Origin of the sequence: Furfurilactobacillus cerevisiae, assembly GCF_048961765.1 — a bacterium.
GTDB lineage: Bacteria > Bacillota > Bacilli > Lactobacillales > Lactobacillaceae > Furfurilactobacillus > Furfurilactobacillus milii_A.
Genome location: NZ_CP185253.1, coordinates 420,339 through 439,548 on the forward strand (window position 1 = coordinate 420,339; position 19,210 = coordinate 439,548).

Here is a 19,210-nt window from a genome sequence, read left to right on the forward strand (position 1 = left end):
ATGAAGAGTGGGCTCTTTTTGTTTACGGCGAATTGTCAAACTAAGTGCAACGGTTTGTCAAAAAATACTTCATATGGGGTTTCATAGTTTAACACTTTGCGAGGACGTTGATTTAACTGCTTTTGGCAGTGTTCAACGTCCTGTTCTGTATAATTATCAATATCTGTTCGCTTGGGAAAATATTCCCGGATTAATCCATTTGTATTCTCATTTGTTCCACGCTGTTCAGGCGAATATGGATCGGGCCAATAGACAGTAACACCTAACCTTTCGCTGATTTCATCAAGATGAAGAAATTCGGTCCCATGATCTGGTGTAATAGAATGAACAAATTCTTTAGGAATGGCCCCTAACAGTTCAACTAAGCCTTTATTTATCTCCTGCGAGTCCTTTTGCACAACCTTTTTGATAAGCGTAAGCCGACTAAGCCGATCGACAATCGTTAAAAGGATGGAGTGACCCGTTCGACCAATCACAGTATCAATTTCCCAGTCACCTATACGTTGACGCTGGTTGATAAAACCAGGGCGCTCATGGATCGAGATATAGTCGGTCTGTACTTCTCGATGTCGTCTAGTATTCTTTGAATGCCGAGTCCGATGTTTATGTCTGAGATGGCGCTGAATACCGGTATCACCACGTGAGGAGTACTTCTCACCTAAATTGTGTTGATAGATATGACGGTAAATTGTGTTGTAGCTAACACACCATTGATGTTCCTTATTAAAGCGAGCGGTAATCTGCTCTGGTGACCAGTGCAGATCTAAGATGTAATGAACAATTTGACGGCGTAATTGTGGATGGCTGTCTAATAGCCGCTTCTTGTGACAATTCTGCCGCTTTTGATGATAGTCATTATCTGCTTTGCTTGGGGAATAATTACCTGCACAACGTTTTAACTCCCGTGAAATAGTGCTTGGATTTCGCCCCAGCCGTAACGCAACAGCCCGGATAGATAACCCCTTAGCTCGTAAAAACATAAGTATTTCACGTTCTTTTATAGTAAGATGTTTATAGCTCATACCGGATACCTCGAATTGTTTGATTTGGTCGTTAAACATATTCTACCCGGTATGGGTTTATTTTTTTACTTTGTGTTGCATTTCAATTGTAAATTCGCCACCTAAACTAAAAAGCAACTCGTGATTTACGGCCGTCTAACTTCTGAATTAAACATCACCTTGTGATAAAGTAGACGGAGACATTTTCAAAAGGGGCGAGGTGAGTGACGTGGCGACGATTAAATTAGGTATTCGTGAATTGGTGGAGTTTGTCCTTCGCAGTGGAGATCTCAATCCACAGACGGATGCCAGCACCAATACGGCACTCGCTGGCGCCAATATTCATCGACGACTGCAAAAACAGCGACTTAAAGATTATCCCGATTACCAAAAAGAAGTTGGTCTGAAGACTACCGTGACGATGAATGATCAAAGTTATAGCATTCATGGTCGTGCCGATGGTATTTTCAAGGTGGATGATCAGGCACACATTGAGGAAATCAAAACATCTGATTTAGTGTTTGAAGATGTGCCAGAAAGCACACTGACGCTCTACTGGGGGCAGGTCAAAATCTATGGTTATCTGCTGATGAAGGACCAGCAACGTGACCATGTGACATTGCAACTGACGTATTATCAGACAAACGAAGATAAGGTGACGACTCAAGAACAGGAGTGGTCGTTTGAAGAGTCTCAAAGATTCTTTCAATCCCTTATTGATGAGTACGAATCTTGGTTGATTTTGCGAGCTGACATGCGTACGCAACGTGATCAAACGATTGCGGACCTAAAGTTTCCATATCCGGCGTATCGTACGGGTCAGCATGAACTGGCAGTGGCGACTTATAAATCCATTATGCTTAAAAAGCAGATGTTGGTCGAGGCGCCGACGGGCACAGGGAAAACGATATCAACGCTGTTTCCGACCATAAAAGCAATGAGGGAAGGGCTCATTCAACGGACATTTTACCTGACTGCTAAGCAAAGCACTCGGCGCGTGGCAGAGGATGCCTTATCCTTAATGGCTACCCAAGGTCTTTCGTTGAAAAGCATTACACTAACCGCCAAAGAGACCATCACGTTCCCTGAGGAAGTCGACGTTGCCCCGGCGGACAATCCATTTATGCTGGGCTACTACGATCGCTTGAAACCTGCTCTCATGGACATTTTGACGCATGAACAGCAAATTACTCGTGACGTTATTGAGACATATGCACACAAACATACGCTAGATCCATTTGAGTTTTCACTGGATGTCAGCCTATTTTGTGATGTTATTGTCTGCGATTACAATTACCTGTTTGACCCGTTAGTATATTTACAACGCTTTTTTAGTGAACCTGATGAGGATAATTTCTTCCTCATTGATGAAGTTCATAATTTGCTGAGTCGGGCGAGAGAGATGTATTCGACTAGTGTTGATGAGCAAGAAATCAAGGACCTCAAACCATTGTTTAAAGGCGACAAGGGTTTTCATCGCCACGTTAATACATTGATTAAAACCTTTAAGGCATTGTCATCGTTGTTGGATGATGAACAATCAGATGACCTCACTATTCAGCCGCCGCTCACCTCATTTGTTGAGGAACTACAACATTTTAACGATTTTATTTCTGACTGGCTGCCAAAACAGGAAGATGGTGAGGAGCTGCAGAAAGTACTAGAGGCGTATTTTGCTTGCCTAGATTATGTTCGGTTAAGCGATAATTATGGTGAAGAGTACCGAACGCGATTATTTCAAACGAACCGTGGGCTCTGTGTGAGATTAGTCTGTCTAGATCCAAGCACATTCCTTAATCAATCAATGCATCTAGGCCGTGGCGCTGTCCTTTTTTCGGCAACCGTGACGCCGCTTAGTTATTATCAGCAGGTCTTGGGTGTTGACGACGATGGAATCAAATATCAGTTGCCGTCGCCGTTTGAACCGCGGCACCAAGCAATCCTGGTAGCGAATTATATTCAAACGACATATCGTCAGCGGGATGCCAACTTGACAAAAATTCTGACGAGTATTCATACACTAGTAGCTGGCAAGATTGGCAACTATCTGATTTTCTTTCCATCACACGGTTATTTGACGACTGTTGTTGAAGCGTATCGGCAGGCTTACCCAGATGAGCGGGTCATCCAGCAGGAACCAGCCATGCAGAGCCAGGATCGGGATGCCTTTTTGGCAAAGTTTCAGCCAGACGCCACTCAGTCATTAGTTGGTTTTGCCGTGCTCGGCGGCATTTTTTCTGAAGGAATTGACTTGCCAGCAGACCGACTGATTGGTGTGGGCATCGTGAGTGTTGGTCTGCCCGGCTTGAATGTAGAAACTGACCTTATTCGGGATTATTTTGATGGAACAAACGGTCATGGCTTCGAATACGCGTACCAGCTGCCTGGGTTGAACAACGTACTGCAGGCGGCGGGTCGATTAATTCGCAGTAGTCACGATCAGGGCATTGTCCTTTTGATGGATCAGCGTTTTAGTCAGTCACGTTATTCAAACTTATTTCCGCCGCATTGGCGATTTTGGCGAGGCGTCAATAACGTACAGGCCCTTTCAGCCTGCATCGACGCATTTTGGAAACAGACAACATTACCACAAACAAAGGAGTCTTAGTATGGCGACGTTTTTAACCCCGGTACTCATTCAGCGTGCGCATGAATTAATCGATGCTAATGATAATTTGGAGGGTTTCGTGCCAGGTGAAGGGTCACTAACACCAAAGCTAGTGCTGGTTAGTGAAGCGCCTGGTGCTAAAGAAGCAGAACTTAGTCATGGATTTCAGGGACCGGCCGGCACGGAATTAAACCAGTGGTTGGCGTTGTTAGGCATTAGCCGAGATGAAATTTATATGACGGGGGCGATTCGGGCAAGGCCATTTACGGAAACCAAGGGTCGCAAGCGGGATCGCCGACCAACGCAGGCAGAATTAAAGGCGTTTGCACCATTACTGGATCATGAATTGGCTGCGTTGCCAACCGGTACGTTACTTGTTCCGTTAGGAAACACTGGTTTACAACGACTGCTGGGCAACAAGATGAAGATTACGCAAGTCCATGGTGAGTTAATGAAAATGCCGATTTTGAGATTTCATTCGGCCACGGATCAGTTCAAACCTGGCTCACGAATATACTCATTATTTCCATTATTTCATCCGTCTTATGTACGTCGCTTTCCTAGTAAACGATCACTAGTTGAGGATGATTTAAAGATGTTAAAGACATTAATCGGTAGATTGCAAATTTAATCCGAATTTTTGGACAAATTGGTCAGCATAACCTGATACGGTGTTTTCCAGTCAAGTATTTTAAGCGGTCTCTGGTTAATTTGGAGTAACGTCGTCGTTAAATCTTGAGCACTAATGTGCTCAAAACGAGTCCCCTTAGGATAAAAATAACGTAAATTCCGATTAAAGCGTTCATTACTACCACGTTCAGCTGGCGTATAAGCATGACAGTAATAGGTCTTAATACCATATTGTGATTCAAATGATACTAGCCCACTAAACTCAGTACCACGGTCCACAGTAAAACTGTGCACCGGTCCATTAAAAGTTGTTAGGAACTTAGTCAGTGCTTCATTAACACTCGCTGTCGTTCGGTCCTTTAACCGATATGCCCAAAGGAACCGTGATTTGCGATCGATTAAAGTTAATAAAACTGCCTTACTATGCCCACGAGGGCCAACGACGGTATCTAGTTCAAAATCACCGATGCGATTACGTTGATTAATCATCATGGGACGCTGTTCAATCGATCGCCCCAAAGATTGATTATATTTGGATCGTTGGTCAACGTTACGCCGTTGGCGTACGCCATGTTCAGGTAGATCATTCAAGGAGAAACCAATTCTCCCCTGATTTAGCCAATTATAAATAGATTTAGTCGCTAGTTTAAATTCGTGAGCAATCATTCCTGGTGACCAGCTTAGATGTAAATGGTTGAGAATTGTTTGCTTTAACTCATCGCTCAGCTTAGTTTTCCGACCACATCGTGATCGCTTGTATTCGGCATCTGTTTGTGCTAATTCAGCCTGATAAGGTTGACATCGAGATAATTCATAAGAAATTGTTGACGGTGATCGGTTCAGCCGAACGCCCATTTGGATATTGGACAGCCCTAGTTCACAAAAGGTTTCGATTTTAATTCGTTCGGAATAGGTTATACTAGACAAAAGATCAGCTCCTAAAAGATGGGTTTGTTGTAAACACCATTTTAAAGGAAGCTGATCTTTTTTGTCCGAACAGCGTTCGGATTAATTTTACAATCTACTAATCTAACAATGAAACGATGAAGTACCTCCTGCTCACTGGCTTTGCTGAGTAAGAGGTGCTTTTTTGAAACCTTGAAGTGACTTTGGTTGAATTCTTAACTGTAATGATTATAATTACAATTGAAATCAAAAAATCACATGACCATTTAGGAGGTTCATTATGCAACACGTGTTAATTTTAGGTGCTGGTGGAAAGATTGCGAAGTTGACTGAAAACATGTTATTAAAAGAAACAGATGCGGCTTTAACACTGTTCTTGCGCCATCCCGAAAAAGTTACAGTTAGCGATGAACAGCGTGAAACGGTGGTTACTGGGGATGCGGCTAATGCGGATGATCTTGCTCGAGCAATGAGAGGGCAGGATGTCGTTTATGCTAATTTAGCCGGATCAAATATTGAGACCCAGGCTCAGCAAGTTGTAAAGTCGATGGATGAAGCGAAAGTTAATCGGCTAGTTTGGATTTCAACGTTAGGCATTTATGATGAAGTTCCTGGTGCATTTGGTAAATGGAATCACCAGATGTTGGATGATGGTTATTTACCAACGTATGCGGCAGCAGCAAAAGTAATTGAGAGTTCTGACTTGGATTACACAATTATTCGACCTGCGTGGTTACAAAATCAAGATGAGGTTGATTATGAACTGACAAACAAGGGCGACGCGTTTAAGGGGACAGAAGTATCCCGCAAGAGTATTGCAGCAGTTGTTACCAGTTTGATCAAAGACCCGACGATTCACATTAGAGCTTCTTTAGGAGTCAACAAACCTAATACAGATGGTACTAAGCCAAGTTGGTATTAAATTTTGGCGATACCTATTAAATTAGCAGAGCACCTTTGTTACCGTCTATTAATAAATGCATCATAATAAAGGGACTACCAGTCTTTGTCACACACTGTGTTGACTTTGACCAGTAGTCCTTTTTCCGTACTTTTTACGTTTCATCAAAATAGACAAAATTAAGCTTATTTTGATCAGGGTCAGATAACTGAATAAGCTCTTCAGTTTGGTCAAATGGCCATGCCTGATTTACCAATTGTTGTCTCAGATTTAGCCATGCATCCCGTGTGCCAACGTTAATACTGAAATCCATTAAACCGGTTTGATTTTGTGACATATTGGGATAAGGGCCATGCCAGTCATTTAATGCGATGTGATGGTGATAACCGTCGGCAGCCAAGAAGGATGCATGTGGTACTAGCCAATCCTTGAGATCGAAGCCAAGAATCTGATTATAGAAATGAGTACTTGTTTTTAGAACACTAACTCGCAGATGAATGTGACCCAGTCGTGACCCGAAGGCTAAACCACGCCACTGATTATCCGCCTCACGAAGCAATGCTTTGGTATCTAATGGGATGGTTCGTTGAGGCATCCGGCCATCAGGCAGGATGAGCCAATCTTTTCGGGGAAAGTCATAATACACTTCAACCGCATTCATTTCGGGGTCCCAAACGTACAAAGATTGGCTGAAACGATGATCAGCTGCTAAAAATACAGGGATGTGATGTTGCTGATAGTGTTGCAATGTATTAGCTAGATCACGACGTGTCGGCTGAATCCATGCGGTGTGGTATAAACCAGTCGTGTGAAGATTACGAACTGTATCGTACCCTTGTTTCAGAGTCAAACGGGGTTGCTCGTCTCCAGGAATTGTTAAGGTAGCTATTTTTGACGTTTGTTGCAAAACGATCAAGCCAATAATCTGAGTATAAAAATTAGTCATGGTTACTAAATTGTGTACACGCAAAGTGACATGACTGACTGTTGTTTCGGGATTAATACGAAATGTCATCGAATCACGCTTTCTCAGGTACTCAAGTTGCGCATTTTAGGCTTCTAAATGAGCACTTGGTTCTATTAAAGAAGTATATGATTAAATAAGGAGTTTATGAGTGAGAGGATGAGGTTGTGCTTAATACCATTGTATTTTTAATTACGAGTCAAAGTGCGCTATTGACGTGGCTGTTTTTCATTTTTGCATTACGAAAGACAATTCAAAAAAAACAAGTCTGGGTTTGGTTTGGTTTGACGTTATTGGCAGAGGCGGTAGCGATTGGATTGATGGCTGTGGGACCGTATTGGCCAAAGGGAATATCTGGAATTCTGCCCTTTTTCTTAGTCAACAGCGTAATGCTAACTTGGATAACTAAAATTAATTGGGTGACCGTTGTTCCGTTATTGGTCATTTTTGATTCTTTTCGACGGTTCGTTGGTGGCGTCACTGGATTGATCGTTCAATTTTTTCTAACTCCGACGTTAACCATTTACACGCGCTCAGTCTTCCAAAATAATTTTAGTCTCGTCATGGAATTAAACCAATTAATTGCCGTTATTATCGGCTTAATTTTATTTCCATTGTTTGGTCTTTGGGCAGGTCGCTTAAATAACCGGTATCGTGTTGTTGATCGATTAGTCGTGTTGCGTCCAGATGGTTCTGATTACGTGTTAGTGGCGATGTATTTTTCGGTTTATTTTATTGCCTTATCTGCAGCACTAAGTCAAAAATTGCAGTTTTTGACAGACTTTACATTATTTCTGGCAATGTTGTTGGGGGCCTTTTACTACTACCTCGTATTATCTCGGTTTGAACAATCGCGTAGCGAACAACTGTTGGAAAGTCTTCGGGGCTATGATGCTTCTGTCAGTCGAATGAATGAAGAAATGCACCGGGTCTCACATGATTATCAAAACATTTTGCTGGGACTCAGTTACTTTGTGAAGCGCTCAAATGATGAAGAGATGCAGACGTATTTTGCTCAAGTTACGCATGATAATAACCAACGCTTGGCAAACATGGACAATGGTGACATTGAACGATTACGCTATTTAAGTAGTGGCTACATTAAAGGTTTGTTATATTCAAAATTAATTGATGCGGAAAAACGCCAGATTAAGTTTGACGTTCGTATCAATGAAGGCATTCAGTTACGTGAGGAACGCTCCATTGATTTGGTAAGGATCTTTGGTAACGTACTCGACAATGCACTAGATGCTGCGGAAGAGAGCGATAAAGTTGTGCAACTCAGTGCAGCACCAACTGAAAAGTGTAATGTTTTTCGAGTGACTAACATGATTCCAGGTGATACCACGATTGATTTGAGCAAGGTTGCTCGGTTCGGTGTAACTACGAAGCAGGGACATATGGGAATCGGTATGAGCAACATTCGCCGGTTAGCCAGACAGGGAATCACTGTTGAACAAACGATTGACGACCGACAATTTGTAACCACCATTCACGTTCCTAAAGCTTAGTTAAATGATTTAATTTGAGACTTAAACCATTCAGTGTCTGGTCTGAAATTTTAATACGTTGCGATTAATGCAAGATGTCATCCTGCTGACGAGGTGGTCAGTGAGATGGCATTTTTATATCCTTATGCACAAAAAAGGTTCCGAGCCTTCTCTACCCGGAACCTGTTACATCAAGGAAAGATCCTCAATCGGCGTGACATTCGTTTTACAATTCGGAATGAGCTAACACCTCAATATTTAATTTACGTAACGCCGTGTCCTGACCTACCTGCCCACTTGTAAACTGTCTGCTAATGTGGGCGGACTAGTAATCAACATTACCACTGGCCGCTCATCACCATTTGATCGACAGGCAAACGGCGGTATCGGTATTACGCGTGGAACACATATGACTCTGTATCGGCCATACACCTCCCAAGTGAATCCTTTACGGTTTTGGTACGGGAAACGCAGAAACTCAAAGCATCGGGTTTCTTTTATACAAACTTGGTCATTGGTATCGCCTGCTTAGAGAGTTGAAAAACAACCAACATCACATGCTCAACTTGAAACTTTGGTATAGAACTTTTGAAACAGATGAAACAGAACTTGTTGGAGCTTTAATTCGGGTAGCTACCATAACCTACTAGTCACCGACTTTTGGCGCGGATGGCTAATTGCGTCATCAATGCGCGATAGATGTCTTTCAACATCATAACTTTACGTGGCCTGCGGACTACCGGCTGAAAATGCCGGGGTAGCAATCAAACTGTCAACCGTGGTTCCAAGAACCAGCCCGGCACAGTTTCTATGAGAAGGCGTCGATTGAGGAGGTAATTCCTTTTCTCACAAGTATAGTAACACGAAACGTAACCGCTTACAAAAGAAAAACTCGCCAACTTAAGAAATTCTTTTAAATTGTTTTGAGAGTCATTTCAAAGCATTGGTATACCAACAATATGAGAATTTGTCATTGTAAATGTTTATTGTTTTGCCATAATAGGTAGCAACCGGTTTAACCGGATTCATGGAAGGCGTTTGACAGACGCTGTTCTTGCGGAAGGATGTTTTGTCATGTGTTAAAGCACAAGTGGGTGTTACTCATCAGCATGTTGATCAACATGGGCATCGGATTAGTGATGCCAATTACCACGATTTACATTCATAATGTTTTGGGTAAGCCATTGTCAGTAGCTGGCACGACGCTACTATTTTTCTCTGGCGCATCAATGGTCGGGAACGTGATTGGTGGCCGATTATTTGATCGGTGGAGCCATAAAGGCCCAGTTATTGTTGGTCAAACAGTCGCGTCATTGTCGTTATTAATTATTGCATTGTCGCCAACTTGGCCGTTGTATCCGATTGTTTTGGTATTTTACGGGCTAGGCATAGGGACGGCGTTTGCCTCCTTCAACGGGCTGGTCGCAATTCTGCAAGCTGATGAACCGTTGATGTTTAATTATTCGTTTCTCGCGGCCAATGTGGGGATGGCAGTTGGCTCTCTGAGCGCCGGCGTGCTGTTTGCCGTCAGCATTCACCTCACATTTCTGGTTCCAGGCATCTTGTTTGGTCTAGCTGTCCTCATCGACATTTTCAAACTGGAGGACGGGAACGCTCAGGTAGTTAAAGGATCGACGAATAACGTTGTTTCCAAACCAATCCATGGTGCGCTTCGTTCAATTGTTTTGATTGCGTTCGCTTTCTTTGTGATTTGGATTGGGTATTCACAATGGAACACTAATTTATCCACGTATATGACTAGTCACGGAGCCACTGTGGCTGAGTATAGTGCTTTATTCACGCTGAATGCCGTTGTACTTGTGCTGATTCAGCCGTTTGGTAACCGAATACTGCCACGTATTTTTCCACGCAAAAAGTACCAAGTTATTTTCGGTACGGTAGTATTTGCCTGTTCCTTTTTAATGATTATTCACCAGCCGTACTATATTAATTTTGTGATGGGGATGTTACTACTGACGTTTGGTGAAATGATCGTAATGCCAACGATTCCGGCTTGGCTGAATGAATTTGCGACGCCAGACAACCGGGGGACCATTCAGTCCATCAGCAGTCTGGCAGGCGGTTTTGGTCGGGCTGTCGGACCTTTACTAGGTAGCTTAATCATTGAAGCCACGTCGTATCCTGCTATGTTCCTGTGGCTATGTGCCGCTGATATTGTTGGGGCGGGGCTGCTGATACTGGCAGTTGACAGGCAACCGAATGGCAAATAAATCTTAATGGAGTTCTTATGGTGATCAAACGATTTGAAACGGTATCAAATACATGGATGACTTATTTAATTGACCATAATCACGAGACCACTTTTTGTGGTTTTGTGTCCGATAATGTCGATGAAATGATTCAGGATATTTCTGAAATGGATGATCACTACTTTCTTTGTAACATCGACGAAGACAAGTTAACTGGGATTTTGCTAGTTGAACGATATCAGGAAAATAGCCGCTGGATTGCCGAGACATGGGGCCCGTTTGGAAATGACTTTAAAAGCCGACAGACGCTGGTGTGCTACCTGTATGAAAGAGAATCATCAGAAATTCATTTTTTCGGTACGAATTTGACCCAATACTTTGCAAAGCTCAGTCGAAAAAATCGCTCACTTAAAACTGCTGGTCACAGACGCTTAATTGCGGACGTTACTCAACTTAGTCAATTAGCTATAGATGACATTTGTCACGTAGAAATGCAAACGTATCAGCTTAGCCATGACGCAGTATTAACAGATACAGTGAAGTCTGGCTGTCTCAAACTATTCAATGCCAATTTTCCTGGTGGCTCAGCTGCGTTTGACACAATTTTGGCTGACTATGATCAATCGACGATGATTTGTTGTTTTTCTAATCAACAAATTGTTGGATTTAACCTGTATGCGCGTGATGGTGAAGATCTATTCCTTAACTATATTATTGTGGATGACCACTATCGTCATCAGGGAATCGCTCGTTCATTAGTCAAAACGATGTGCCTTCAAAATCTCGACCAAAAGAAAGTTCACTTAAATTGGCCGCTCAGGAAGCAGGCTGCCGGAGACTTTTATACGGGTCTCCACTTTAAAGTAGAGCGGACACTTGAAAGTGTTAGTGTTCAGGCAAAAATAAATGACTAATTAAGCGATACCACTTTGTATGATGTGTGCAAACTATATCAACAGCTAATGTTAGTGTAGCCAGGCAAAGGCGTAGTTTCGTGAAGGCAATACTTGGTGACAAGGTTTTGGTCACTTAGTATTGCGGGACGAGCTTGAGGACATCGGTTTTTGATGGCCTCAAGTCGAGGATGAAGACCGTGTCCTTCGGGCTGAGTCCGGTCCCATGAACCGGAGCCTCTGCCTGGCGGAACGCTTTCAAATCTGAAAAAAGTAAAAAATAAGTCCACCGGCGTCGTTTGAAAACGACATTCGGTGGACTTATTTAGTGTAAACAAACATTACTTGCTGAACTTATCGTCACGAACGAACAGGGTGACTTCAACACCATCAACATTGATGGTACGACGTTCTTCTTTGGCTTCTTGGCCTTCTGGAAATTCTTCTGCCATGTATGTTCACCTCTTTCAGCGGTTATGAAAATTCATAACACAAATCTCAATTACAATTATTATTGTAGTCGTTTCACTGAAAGTTTGCATAATTTTGTGCACGAAAGTGGCAATCTTAATCGGCATATTATTTGAAACGGATGCCAACTCACTTTACTTGTTTCATGGTCTTAAAGTCGCTAAGCTGGATGACGAAAACAAAAATGGAGTGCGACAATCATCAACAATCATATTGGACGACATTTAGAACGAGAACAAAAGAATTGGCTACAAACGCAAGCCGCTGAAATTAGCAAACTTGGCGGGGCAATGCGACATTTGGGTCTGAACCTGGTGGCTTATTTATCGATTTCGGTTATTGAGTATGTATTGGCGGAAATGAGTCAATCACAAACATTGCGCGCTGATGCATTTAACAATTTGTCAGGAATCGTGTCAAGCCTGTTGTTGATGCTCGGTTTGCACATCGCTCGGGATACGGACGATGATGCGTTTGACCGCGGCATTAGCATGACTAATCAGGGGCAAACGATGGGAACGATGCAGCGGGTTAGATTCACCCGGTTTCGTGCTGAAACGATTTTTACATTGGTTACTGGAATCATCATGATTGGTATTTCGTTACAGGTTATCTATAGCGGTATTCGTGGACTTATTAATCCGAATACACGGGTCGTTCCGCAACCGGTGGCGCTGATTGGGGCAGCGATTGCTAGTGTCATCATGCTGATTGTGTGGTATCTAAACCGACAGGCTGGCAGAAAACTGAAGAATGCTGCATTAACGGCATCCGCACAAGATAGTTTAAGTGATGCTTTCACTAGCATCGGGACGTTTGTATCAATTGGTGGAGCACTGTTATTTAAGGCTGGATGGTGCGGCTAGTATTGTGGTTGGTCTGTTTATTCTGTTTGCCGGATTGAAGATTTTCTTGGATAGTAGTCTTAATTTGGCAGATTACTTTGACCCGCGAATGGAAGCCACATATCGTGACGCGATTGAAGATGTGGACGGTGTGCGCGGCGTGGGCGAATTAAAAGCTCACTATAACGGTAACCTTGTGACATTAGACGTGATGATTTATAGTAGATTGTAAAATTAATCCGAACGCTGTTCGGACAAAAAAGATCAGCTTCCTTTAAAATGGTGTTTACAACAAACCCATCTTTTAGGAGCTGATCTTTTGTCTAGTATAACCTATTCCGAACGAATTAAAATCGAAACCTTTTGTGAACTAGGGCTGTCCAATATCCAAATGGGCGTTCGGCTGAACCGATCACCGTCAACAATTTCTTATGAATTATCTTGATGTCAACCTTATCAGGCTGAATTAGCACAAACAGATGCCGAATACAAGCGATCACGATGTGGTCGGAAAACTAAGCTGAGCGATGAGTTAAAGCAAACAATTCTCAACCATTTACATCTAAGCTGGTCACCAGGAATGATTGCTCACGAATTTAAACTAGCGACTAAATCTATTTATAATTGGCTAAATCAGGGGAGAATTGGTTTCTCCTTGAATGATCTACCTGAACATGGCGTACGCCAACGGCGTAACGTTGACCAACGATCCAAATATAATCAATCTTTGGGGCGATCGATTGAACAGCGTCCCATGATGATTAATCAACGTAATCGCATCGGTGATTTTGAACTAGATACCGTCGTTGGCCCTCGTGGGCATAGTAAGGCAGTTTTATTAACTTTAATCGATCGCAAATCACGGTTCCTTTGGGCATATCGGTTAAAGGACCGAACGACAGCGAGTGTTAATGAAGCACTGACTAAGTTCCTAACAACTTTTAATGGACCGGTGCACAGTTTTACTGTGGACCGTGGTACTGAGTTTAGTGGGCTAGTATCATTTGAATCACAATATGGTATTAAGACCTATTACTGTCATGCTTATACGCCAGCTGAACGTGGTAGTAATGAACGCTTTAATCGGAATTTACGTTATTTTTATCCTAAGGGGACTCGTTTTGAGCACATTAGTGCTCAAGATTTAACGACGACGTTACTCCAAATTAACCAGAGACCGCTTAAAATACTTGACTGGAAAACACCGTATCAGGTTATGCTGACCAATTTGTCCAAAAATTCGGATTAAATTTGCAATCTACCTTATGTAGATGCAGAGATGAACATTTTGGACAGCTATGGTTTGAGCGAACGCATTGAACGTTTGATGCGTCATCGGTATGGCATTACGGATACTGACGTGGCCGCTGTGCCAGACCCTGCCACTATTCACAAACACAAGAAGCATTAGGTAGACAAACAAAATACCAGTCGGATGAACGGTAAATTCGTCTGACTGGTATTTATTAATGGAATGTTTAATTGTCGTTCGCGACTACTTCTTTAGCAACTTTTCAACCGCTGCCTTAAGTTCGTCGTCCTTCATGGACATATAAGGAGCTACTTCATCGGCCGTTTTGTTGGTGTCATGAGTATCTTCGTCCATGTAGTGGTTCCATACTGCGTCGCGAATCGGTAGGGTGCTGTCGCTCCAGTCAAACACTTCGTTCATTGGTTCGTCTAGTAACTTAGTCATTTCAACTGCTTGTGCCATGTTGAAATCAGCCTCCCTTTCTTTTATGATCACCATCTATGGTAGTCCTTTTTGACCAATGTGAACCAATTAATTGAAATTTTTTATGAAAACGATGTGGTAACATCAAAATAGATAATTTGGAGGATTAACAAATGAAGGGTAAGTACGAAGTGACACGATTTGTCGGCATTCCGATGACGACTGATGATAGTGGTAAATATGTTGTAAGCGGTGATGACAAAACACATGAATGGCGGGTTGGCAAACATACGAAGGGCAAGTTTGATCGTTTGGGACAATTGTTTCTGACTGAAAACAACTTGATGGTGGCTATTATTGCGGCTTATCCAGTGCCATTCAAAGAACGTCACCAGTGGACGCCGATGCAACGGTTCACCAGCGAGCGTATCAGTGATGACCTCGTTGAGCAATTACGTTCCTCAAACAATATTACTGACGGATTGTAGATGGTTCGCGCTTCCGCTTCCGGTTGCCAACATTGACACGCTCGCCGTGGGACCGGTTCAAGCCCGAAGTTCACGGTCTTTCACCTCGCCGCCAAGCCTCGCAAACCATTGAGTCTTGCCGACCGTCCGTAACCTAAATTCGGGAAAACCATCCGAATTAACGTTACTTTCACGACTCGGTATCAATGTTGGCGCCCTCTCGCTCATATAGATAATGTAAAAACCAGCTCGGTCAGTTGAGAATAAAACTGTTTTATCGAACATGAAAAGGCTTACAATATAACCGATCTAGTCGCGTTGTGAAGCCAAGAGGAGGATAAAGCATGTTTTTAATTGATGTAAGTCGCAATGGCAAACCCGTCTACGACCCGATTGTTAATCAGTCTTAGACAACTATTTGGTAAACGATCTGCGTTTGCCAGGACACGGTCTTATCGTGTATGTAAATCAGCCATCCGTTATTGTTGGGGTTCATCAAAATGCTTATGCTGAAGTGGACTTGCCGTATTTGAAGAAAAACAACATTAAGCTAGTGCGCCGTACTTCTGGTGGCGGAGCGGTATACCATGATTTTGGTAACCTTATTTTTGAAAATATTGTTATCGGTGACACGAGTAAGTTTGGTCATTTTGATGCATTTGCCAACCCAATTCTGGATGCTCTTCATGATATGGGAGCAACGGATGCACAACTGCGTGGTCGTAATGATATGGTGATTGACGGGAAAAAGTTCTCTGGCATGACGATGTTTAAAGTTGGCGATTCATATGCTGCCGGTGGGACATTGATGTACAACTTAGATTTGACAGCGGCGAGCGACGTACTGACACCAGAAGCTGACAAGTTGGCATCAAAGGGTGTTAAATCGGTTGATAGCCGGGTGACAAACATCATGTCGTACTTGAAGCCTGAGTTCCAAAATTTGGATATTGAAACATTTCGCGCAGAATTATTAAAGCGGCTATTCCATGTTGACGACGTAAGTAAAATCGAAACTTATCACTTGAATGACCATGACTGGGAGATCATAGACAGACGGTTAGCTGGTAAGTACGACACCGATGCCTGGAACTATGGTGAGAATCCAGGTTTTGATGAATATCGCTCCAAACATTTTCAGATTGGCACCGTGGCGTTTAACTTTACACTTAAAGATAATAAAATTGCCGATTTTAAAACCTATGGTGATTTTATCAATGGCGGTGATCCAGCAATTGTTGATAAGGCAATGCTTGACGTTGCTTACACCAAGGATGGCCTAACAGAAGGACTCAATGCCGGTAATTACAAACAGAATATTGGCGACATTGATGTTAATGATCTGGTTGATCTGATCTTAGAAAAAGAATAGTTGTGAATGCTGCTTTAAGCAGACATTAATTAATATCAAATAATAGCTTGCAAGCACTCATGTATTTACTTGTTACAATAGTGGAGCTGACTGAAAACAGAGTTCCGTGTCGGCACCATTTGGCGGCGGGAACTTTGCCGCTTAGTGGTGCAGGATGACTTATGAGACGTGTACTTCGGCTCATAATCAAGGTTAAAGACTCCGGGTTTCAGGAGGCTGAGACCGGTCCACATGGAACGGCGTTTTCGGTCAGCGTAACGGCAGTGAGCCATTTAAAAACAACAGACAGTAAAACAGCCAACCTGCTGAAATCACATCAGTAGATTGGCTGTTCTTTTGTTCTTAGAAGGTTTTTTGAAAGAATAATGAATGAAGGAAAAGTTAACTGTCGCTTTCCGCATTCTTCATATAGACCATTTGATCATAGGAAACTTGTTCCCGCAACGTTTTGGCCATATCCATTGAGATTTCGTCGGCGCTGAGTGCGTCTTGAATGTACTGATATTCGGCCTGAAAGGCGGACAGGAAAAGTGAGTTGATGGCCTCGCTTTGGTCCGTTTGATCACGACTAAATCGTTGCGAGCGTTTAATGTAAGAATCACGAACAGCGTTGATGGCTGCGGGGTCACGCGTAATGTCCTGGTTGAAAAGCCATTCCATTGCCGCATCGTTACCTAGTTTTTCGATGGTTTGCATCAAACGGCGGGTGTAGGAACGAGCAGCATGAGGATTATCATGGAGAACCTGAATGAGGGCATTGGTGGAGTCCGTGTCATTCTTCGTCAGTGCTTCAGCAGTGGCACTAGAGACGGCCTCTTCACCGCTAAGACTGGCCGGCAAGTCGTTCACTGAACGAACGGTTACCGTAGCAGAGGAAACACTCTTTGCCGCACTAGCAGGTTCTGAGGACTTGTTACTCATAGCCGCAGCGTTACTAGTCGATGCCGATTCAGTCGTAATTTGTGTCTTGGGCGTAATGTCCTTAACCGTGTCAACGGGCGCGTCAATGACCGTCGTTGTTTGATCTGATTCGTTTTGATAGGAGGCTAAGTGTTGCTTGTACATCTGTCGGCCACGTTTACGAATTTGCCGTTGCTTGCCAGGGTGAAGTAGCCGCATCAACACAAACTTCAAACGTAATTTAACCTGGGTGCTGACGGTGGCGTTGGCTCGACGACTAGTGATCATTAACAGGTATTTACGGTATATTTGTTGTTCGCTGGTGTTGAGATTACCATTTTCAATTTCATCATTGATAGCGTCTGCTTCTGCTTGAGCAGCACCGTCAAAGAGAGCCGAAACGGTCTTTTTGTCAGGCCGATGCAAGGTACCCTTTTCATCAACCAGCGTTTCAATAACAGTATGACGAGCGGAATTATTTGGCACGTTATTTTTCAACCAGGCAATCGCGTAATCGAGCATGTTTTGGTGTGAAACCTGAAAGTCTTCTTTATTGTCGTCATCCTGTTTAGGCAAAATGAACGGAATGGTGAATAAAGGAACGACTAAACTGATTAAAATAATAGTGGCAGAAATGAAGATGAGCTCGTTACGCATTGGGAAAGACGCACCATGTAATGTCAACGGCAGGGAGAAAGCCATCGCTAACGTGACGGTGCCATGCACGCCACTTAACGCCAGTAATGCTGCCGACTGATTGGGATCTTTCCGAAATGGTAAGTTAAGGAAGCGACGGATCCAGAGGAATCGAAGAACAATCATCAATAGGTAGATTCCAATGGCTAAACCAATCAAAATTAAGATTGAAACCTGGTGTTTGGCGAAGAGGTTATCAATAATGGTTGGCAAACTGACACCGAGGAGAACGAACACGAAACCGTTTAAAATGTCTGTTAATAGACCCCAGACACTGGAACTAACAACCTGCATCTTGGTGGAAGTCAGGTGCAATTGGTTTCGTTCGATACCGTGAATTAGACCGGCTGCCACAACGGCTAAGATACCGGAAACACCAAGTTCTTCAGCCACAAAATACACTAAAAATGGTGTCAGCAGTTGGATAGGAACACTGGTTGATGCATTATCGACATTCCAATGAATTAATCCAATCCGTAAACCAACAATAGCCCACCCGAGGACTGTCCCAACTAGAATGCCCCCGAAGAAGGTTTCCAAAAAGGTCAGAACACCGCTGGCTGGTGAAAAGTTGCCAGAAGAAAAGGCGGTAAGTGCTAAATCGAAAGCTACGATACCCGATGCATCGTTAAATAGTGACTCGTTTTTTAGCGTTTCCATTAACCCCGATGGAAGTTGCAGATTCTTGGTGATCGAACTGACCGCCGTTGCATCTGTTGGACTAACAATGGAAATTAACATAAAGGCTAATGGTAGTGCAAAAGCCGGATAAATCCAGTGAACGCCGAAACCGACAACGATAACAGTGGTGATCACTAATAGGATTGCCAACGACAGGGTGTCAGAAAAATTGCGAGTGAGACGGCTGTTTGAGGTTTCCTGCGCGTCATTAAACATAATGGGTGCGATGATCGCAAACAGAAAGATTTTTGGATCGAACTGATAATGATGATAGAAAGTGATAAATGATAACGCAATCCCCGCTGCGATTTGATAGAACGCAAGCGGAATTGCGGGGTACTGGTTATAAACGATTTCAGCGGCAATAACGGCTAAAATCAAAATACCAATAAAGAAAGCTAAACTCATATTTGTTCACAAACCTTACGTTGGATTTGGTCTTATTATACGCGCGAGTGTTGCAGAAACGTTAGCCAGGACGTTTGCCGATTAATATACAA

General features: G+C 43.0%; 13 protein-coding genes and 3 pseudogenes. 11 read left to right on the plus strand and 5 right to left on the minus strand.

Features of this window, described 5'->3' with window-relative positions:
• Positions 1 to 35: 35 nt before the first annotated feature.
• Complete coding sequence (locus ABUE36_RS01870; protein WP_191982121.1) at positions 36 to 1,022, minus strand: IS30 family transposase; 987 nt, start codon at positions 1,020 to 1,022, stop codon at positions 36 to 38.
• Positions 1,023 to 1,230: 208 nt separating this feature from the next.
• Between ABUE36_RS01870 and ABUE36_RS01875 the strand changes: the two genes are divergently transcribed.
• Complete coding sequence (locus tag ABUE36_RS01875) at positions 1,231 to 3,609, plus strand: ATP-dependent DNA helicase (RefSeq protein ID WP_178941854.1); 2,379 nt, start codon at positions 1,231 to 1,233, stop codon at positions 3,607 to 3,609.
• A gap of 1 nt (position 3,610) precedes the next feature.
• Positions 3,611 to 4,240, plus strand: a complete 630-nt coding sequence (locus ABUE36_RS01880; protein WP_421017056.1) for a uracil-DNA glycosylase — start codon at positions 3,611 to 3,613, stop codon at positions 4,238 to 4,240.
• Here ABUE36_RS01880 and ABUE36_RS01885 read toward each other — a convergent pair.
• Positions 4,237 to 5,166 carry an IS30-like element ISLpl1 family transposase gene (locus ABUE36_RS01885; RefSeq protein WP_096109805.1) on the minus strand — a complete coding sequence of 310 codons (930 nt, stop codon included), beginning with the start codon at positions 5,164 to 5,166 and terminating at the stop codon, positions 4,237 to 4,239. The genes ABUE36_RS01880 and ABUE36_RS01885 overlap by 4 nt on opposite strands.
• 259 nt (positions 5,167 to 5,425) lie before the next feature.
• Between ABUE36_RS01885 and ABUE36_RS01890 the strand changes: the two genes are divergently transcribed.
• Positions 5,426 to 6,067, plus strand: coding sequence for an SDR family oxidoreductase (locus ABUE36_RS01890; RefSeq protein WP_161002344.1), 642 nt, complete (start codon positions 5,426 to 5,428; stop codon positions 6,065 to 6,067).
• A gap of 133 nt (positions 6,068 to 6,200) precedes the next feature.
• Here the strand turns inward: ABUE36_RS01890 and ABUE36_RS01895 are convergent, their stop codons facing one another.
• The gene (locus tag ABUE36_RS01895; RefSeq protein WP_421017057.1) at positions 6,201 to 7,061 is read right to left on the minus strand and encodes a VOC family protein; all 861 of its coding nucleotides are present in this window, start codon (positions 7,059 to 7,061) and stop codon (positions 6,201 to 6,203) included.
• Between the two features lie 116 nt (positions 7,062 to 7,177).
• Here ABUE36_RS01895 and ABUE36_RS01900 point away from each other — a divergent pair, with 116 nt between their 5' ends.
• From ABUE36_RS01900 to ABUE36_RS01925, 6 genes and pseudogenes are all read left to right on the plus strand, one after another.
• Positions 7,178 to 8,521 (plus strand): sensor histidine kinase, encoded by a 1,344-nt coding sequence (locus tag ABUE36_RS01900; RefSeq protein ID WP_421017058.1) that lies wholly within the window; start codon positions 7,178 to 7,180, stop codon positions 8,519 to 8,521.
• A gap of 1,055 nt (positions 8,522 to 9,576) precedes the next feature.
• Positions 9,577 to 10,731, plus strand: coding sequence for an MFS transporter (locus tag ABUE36_RS01905; protein WP_421017059.1), 1,155 nt, complete (start codon positions 9,577 to 9,579; stop codon positions 10,729 to 10,731).
• A gap of 17 nt (positions 10,732 to 10,748) precedes the next feature.
• Complete coding sequence (locus ABUE36_RS01910) at positions 10,749 to 11,624, plus strand: GNAT family N-acetyltransferase (protein WP_178941859.1); 876 nt, start codon at positions 10,749 to 10,751, stop codon at positions 11,622 to 11,624.
• 650 nt (positions 11,625 to 12,274) lie between these two features.
• Positions 12,275 to 13,136 (plus strand): annotated as a pseudogene (locus ABUE36_RS01915) (cation diffusion facilitator family transporter); the annotation flags it as partial.
• A 102-nt stretch (positions 13,137 to 13,238) separates the two neighbouring features.
• Positions 13,239 to 14,168 (plus strand): annotated as a pseudogene (locus ABUE36_RS01920) (IS30 family transposase).
• A 30-nt stretch (positions 14,169 to 14,198) separates the two neighbouring features.
• The gene (locus ABUE36_RS01925) at positions 14,199 to 14,330 is read left to right on the plus strand and encodes a hypothetical protein (RefSeq protein ID WP_421017060.1); all 132 of its coding nucleotides are present in this window, start codon (positions 14,199 to 14,201) and stop codon (positions 14,328 to 14,330) included.
• Between the two features lie 84 nt (positions 14,331 to 14,414).
• Here the strand turns inward: ABUE36_RS01925 and ABUE36_RS01930 are convergent, their stop codons facing one another.
• Positions 14,415 to 14,633, minus strand: coding sequence for a hypothetical protein (locus ABUE36_RS01930; RefSeq protein WP_161002188.1), 219 nt, complete (start codon positions 14,631 to 14,633; stop codon positions 14,415 to 14,417).
• 134 nt (positions 14,634 to 14,767) lie between these two features.
• Here ABUE36_RS01930 and ABUE36_RS01935 point away from each other — a divergent pair, with 134 nt between their 5' ends.
• Complete coding sequence (locus tag ABUE36_RS01935) at positions 14,768 to 15,082, plus strand: DUF7671 family protein (RefSeq protein WP_161002189.1); 315 nt, start codon at positions 14,768 to 14,770, stop codon at positions 15,080 to 15,082.
• A 323-nt stretch (positions 15,083 to 15,405) separates the two neighbouring features.
• Positions 15,406 to 16,433 (plus strand): annotated as a pseudogene (locus ABUE36_RS01940) (lipoate--protein ligase).
• 381 nt (positions 16,434 to 16,814) lie between these two features.
• Here the strand turns inward: ABUE36_RS01940 and ABUE36_RS01945 are convergent.
• A complete protein-coding gene (locus tag ABUE36_RS01945) occupies positions 16,815 to 19,118 on the minus strand; it encodes a cation:proton antiporter (protein WP_178941861.1) in 2,304 nt (767 codons plus the stop codon).
• Positions 19,119 to 19,210 lie beyond the last annotated feature (92 nt).

Bases quoted from the DNA above. Each gene is read 5' to 3' on its own strand.
- ABUE36_RS01910 (WP_178941859.1), top strand. From the start codon at position 10,749: ATGGTGATCAAACGATTTGAAACGGTATCAAATACATGGATGACTTAT.
- ABUE36_RS01890 (WP_161002344.1), top strand. From the start codon at position 5,426: ATGCAACACGTGTTAATTTTAGGTGCTGGTGGAAAGATTGCGAAGTTG.
- ABUE36_RS01895 (WP_421017057.1), bottom strand. From the start codon at position 7,061: ATGACATTTCGTATTAATCCCGAAACAACAGTCAGTCATGTCACTTTG.
- ABUE36_RS01945 (WP_178941861.1), bottom strand. From the start codon at position 19,118: ATGAGTTTAGCTTTCTTTATTGGTATTTTGATTTTAGCCGTTATTGCC.
- ABUE36_RS01925 (WP_421017060.1), top strand. From the start codon at position 14,199: ATGAACATTTTGGACAGCTATGGTTTGAGCGAACGCATTGAACGTTTG.
- ABUE36_RS01935 (WP_161002189.1), top strand. From the start codon at position 14,768: ATGAAGGGTAAGTACGAAGTGACACGATTTGTCGGCATTCCGATGACG.
- ABUE36_RS01930 (WP_161002188.1), bottom strand. From the start codon at position 14,633: ATGGCACAAGCAGTTGAAATGACTAAGTTACTAGACGAACCAATGAAC.
- ABUE36_RS01880 (WP_421017056.1), top strand. From the start codon at position 3,611: ATGGCGACGTTTTTAACCCCGGTACTCATTCAGCGTGCGCATGAATTA.
- ABUE36_RS01870 (WP_191982121.1), bottom strand. From the start codon at position 1,022: ATGAGCTATAAACATCTTACTATAAAAGAACGTGAAATACTTATGTTT.